This is a genomic window from Dyella jejuensis (assembly GCF_044904675.1).
Classification (GTDB): domain Bacteria; phylum Pseudomonadota; class Gammaproteobacteria; order Xanthomonadales; family Rhodanobacteraceae; genus Dyella_B; species Dyella_B jejuensis.
In genome coordinates this window covers 1-3,453 of record NZ_JADIKJ010000044.1, presented here as the reverse complement: position 1 = coordinate 3,453, position 3,453 = coordinate 1, and the positions used below count along the sequence as shown (strand labels likewise).

The 3,453-nt window shown below is 48.0% G+C and carries 6 protein-coding genes; 5 read left to right on the top strand and 1 reads right to left on the bottom strand.

What is annotated here, in order from left to right; all coding sequences use genetic code 11:
- The 5 genes from ISP15_RS18170 to ISP15_RS18150 all read left to right on the top strand — a co-directional run.
- Positions 1 to 1,048: hypothetical protein (locus tag ISP15_RS18170; RefSeq protein WP_404549392.1), on the top strand; the 1,048-nt coding region annotated here is incomplete at its 5' end.
- A gap of 2 nt (positions 1,049 to 1,050) precedes the next feature.
- On the top strand, positions 1,051 to 1,383 hold the full coding sequence (locus ISP15_RS18165) for a DUF6572 domain-containing protein (protein WP_404549390.1): 333 nt from the start codon (positions 1,051 to 1,053) through the stop codon (positions 1,381 to 1,383).
- A 170-nt stretch (positions 1,384 to 1,553) separates the two neighbouring features.
- Entirely contained in the window at positions 1,554 to 1,871 is a 318-nt protein-coding gene (locus ISP15_RS18160; RefSeq protein ID WP_404549388.1) for a hypothetical protein, read from the top strand.
- Between the two features lie 3 nt (positions 1,872 to 1,874).
- A complete protein-coding gene (locus ISP15_RS18155; protein ID WP_404549386.1) occupies positions 1,875 to 2,285 on the top strand; it encodes a hypothetical protein in 411 nt (136 codons plus the stop codon).
- Between the two features lie 419 nt (positions 2,286 to 2,704).
- Positions 2,705 to 3,208, top strand: coding sequence for a hypothetical protein (locus ISP15_RS18150; RefSeq protein WP_404549384.1), 504 nt, complete (start codon positions 2,705 to 2,707; stop codon positions 3,206 to 3,208).
- A gap of 30 nt (positions 3,209 to 3,238) precedes the next feature.
- Here the strand turns inward: ISP15_RS18150 and ISP15_RS18145 are convergent.
- Positions 3,239 to 3,453: hypothetical protein (locus ISP15_RS18145; RefSeq protein WP_404549382.1), on the bottom strand; the 215-nt coding region annotated here is incomplete at its 5' end.

The window sequence follows — 3,453 nt, the reverse complement described above, 5'->3', positions numbered from 1 at the left end:
GGATGTATCGAGCACATCGAGCCAGACATACAACACGGCCGACGGCCAGCCAGGCGTGTACGACTCGCAAACCGGTCAAATTTATTCGTATGACGCCGCGATGCAGATGAACGCGGAAGGGACGAACGTTTCGGACGGCCCCGATCCCTCGCAAGCGCCCACCCTGGCCCCCATCCTGGTAACGCCAACGGCGGATGAGGTCAATCAGGCAAACTCATTCCTTGCCAACGCTGGGACAGGAGTGGGAACGGTCGACGAGTTTGGACAAAGCCCAAGCCAGCCAAACACCTTCAATTTATGGAATGCCGTCTCCAATATCGTGAATTCCAATCAATCCATCGGAACAAAGTTGCTGCAGGGATGGGACCTGGCAAATTACGAAGTGCCCAACGCGGACTCGCTCGCAGCAGGACAAATGGCGGCATGGCAGAATGCTGAAAACCCCAATCCAGAACTCACTGGCTTGGAGTCGATGAACTCCATCAGCACTGGTTTGTATGGTGTAATGTCGGCATCAGGCGTGAGTGACCAGAATGCCTACGCCGTAGCGCAACTGACTAACGCAACTGCTCCTCTGTTGGGTGGCTTATGGGTTGGGGCTAGCCTAAACTCGCAGAGCGATGGCGGGGTTCCAGTCACAACAGGCTTAGACAGTACATCGCAACTTACTCAAGTGCAGATAAATGCTCAAAATGGAGCGGCGTTTCAGGCACGTGTTGCAAACTATGGCTCTGATACGTTGAACAATTTTCTTGAAGAGGTGTCTATTCAACCGTTCACGGATGCAGACGGAAATCTTGCCGACTTTCGTGTTCGATTGGACGGAATTGGTACCGACCCAGATACGTCCAATTTCGGATTGCTTGAGGCTAAGTCGAGCGAAACTGCACCATTGACAACAAACCAAAGCGAAGGCTATCCGCTACTTGGGTCGTATGGTGGGCAGGTGGTCGGCAAAGCTGGTAATCCTTACTATCCCGCTGGGACGGTGATTCCACCCACGCAAGTACAAATTATTAGACCGTCGAATTTGCCGGAGGGATATTAAACATGAGCGTTGAAGATGCTGGCTCTATCGACAATATGGGAATATCGAAAAGCGATGGCAAGGTTGTCCTTACCATTTCAGATCATTTGAGCTGGGAGGATGAGAAATCACACTTCAATCTTCTGGAAAAAAAGATTGGCGGTTATTTGGGGTTTGTTAAAAGTGGGCAGTTGGTCGCTGTTCTGCCTGATTCGAGAAATAAAGATGTGCGAATAGAATTGATATATCAATTTCAACCAAGTGAAGTGGCTTCAAGGTTCTTAAGTGCAGCAAAACAACAGCTTCAGTCTATGGGCGTAGAGCTTACATATAGGGCGCTGCCGGAAGGTTACTAGTTCCAAGCACAGGACCTACGCTTGATGCATATACGCAAGGCCTCGTAGATCAACTTCGTACTGCCACGCTGACAGGTGGTGATACGGCAACACCCGCAAGTGCTCTTGCCGATCTTTCCACGAACGTAAGTGGAGATGGTTCTCGCGTCGTTCTCGGACAATGGAATTCTGTGAACGGTGGATACATCAACGAGGCCCAGACGAATGGCGGCATCTGGTTCCAGACTCCCGATGGCGTCTATGAAGGGCTAACACAGGGGCTGTCAGCAGAGCAGGGCCGTGCTGTGGTGTGGAACGTGAACCAGCAGTTCCTGCAGTCGAACTTGGAAAACGGTGTCTCCGAGTTCAACTTGTGGAATGAGACGCCAGAAGATGTCCTAATAAATAGGCCGAACAGCTATACAGCGTCCGAAGTGAATTACCTGCAGCAAAACGCAGGTCAGTTTGGTTATACCCGGCAAGGCAGTTCTTGGGTGAAGGGGCAATAATTTATGAAAAACGAATTTAATGATCTCGTTTCTTCGGTGCTTGGTGATTTTCTGTCAAAGCACGCTTTTCGCTTTGCCGAGTCTCGCAGCAATACTGGCGGCGATTTGGTAAGCGTTGTGTTTGAATCAGATCAATGCAAGCTAAGACTTTATGACTCAAGGCGAGCTGGTGAGGTGAATTGCCTCGTTGGCCGCTTAGATGCGTCCAACGAAAGTGATTGGACCGATAAGAGGAGCGGTTGGTATTACCTGCGTGGACTTCTTGAAATCGGAAAGGGTTTATCGCTAGAGGAACTGCAGAAGCTGGTTGGTCCGCCGGTGACCGATCGTAGGGAACAGCTTGTACAACTGAGAGACCTACTGGATAGCGGATTTGAAAAAGCGCTGCTGAAGCTTCAAGAAAAAGCCGCCTGATACGCACGCGAAAAATTTATAAGTTCCAAGCACGGGAGTTGATGCGGCGGCAAACGCGGGAGCGAATTCGGGTGATTACGGAGTGGCTTTCTTCGGCAAGAGCAATTTGAATTACTACACCGTAGATAACGCAACTCTTGGCGCGAGTGGAAAGTCGTTCTTCTTTATGCCGTTAGAGGATGCGGTGGGGGAGACGGGTGGGTTGGTGTTCAGTGGTTTGAGTGCAGGAGTGAACATTTTAGGTACTGCGATGGATCCTAATTCGACCTACTCGTTGAACACTCCAATGACGTAACCATCTAACTCTCTTGTACCATCGAGGCAGTGGCAGCCTCCTTTGCTTTAATGAAAGTTGCGCTAAGGATTATCTGATTTATCGGGATTATTTTACAATACAATCATTAACTTATGGAAAATTTATGAAATTTCATTTCCGATCATTTTTTGCGTTTAATGTTTGGGCGGGCATCATATTACTTATGTTTGCTGTTTTTATTCAAAGAGCTATTGCATTTGGTAACTATCGCGATGTTTGGATGCTTGGAGGGATTTGCTTTGCTTTTGTTGGAAGCATTGTTTACGTAAATATAATTATGAATGCTAATTTAATTATAAGTGATGAGGGGGTTTTTAGGGAAATTTTTGGCGTTCGATTTCAATATATTGGATGGGGTAATGTGAAATTTATAGCCGTTACTAAGATAAGGAGATCAAGATCTTCAGAAGAGAGGAATGTATTTTCTATAGTTCCTCGGTTTCGTTCGGGAGTCAAGATAACACCAAAAGGTAAAATTTTAATCGGAAGTTCTATTGAGGGTTATCTATCTTTTAAGAGAGTAATTAATGAGTACCTTGATAAATATAGTATTGACGTCAAAATTGATGATGGCGTGAGAATCACCAAGGTCAAATTGTTGGAGTGATTTTCAGCGCAGTAATGATGCTCGAAAAGCTCAAGGCCAGATTGATTTTCTTACGATGGCATCGCCGCTCGCGCCAATGCCATTCTCCTCGCCGCCACGTTTTATACCTACAACGCGGATGGCGACCTGGTCGACCAGAGCGAATACGCCGAAACATCCGGACAAAGCCTGGTGAACCAGTACCAGACGGCCTCGGCGATCACCAGTTCGTATGGCGCGCAGGATCAGGCCACGCCGGGGCTGCC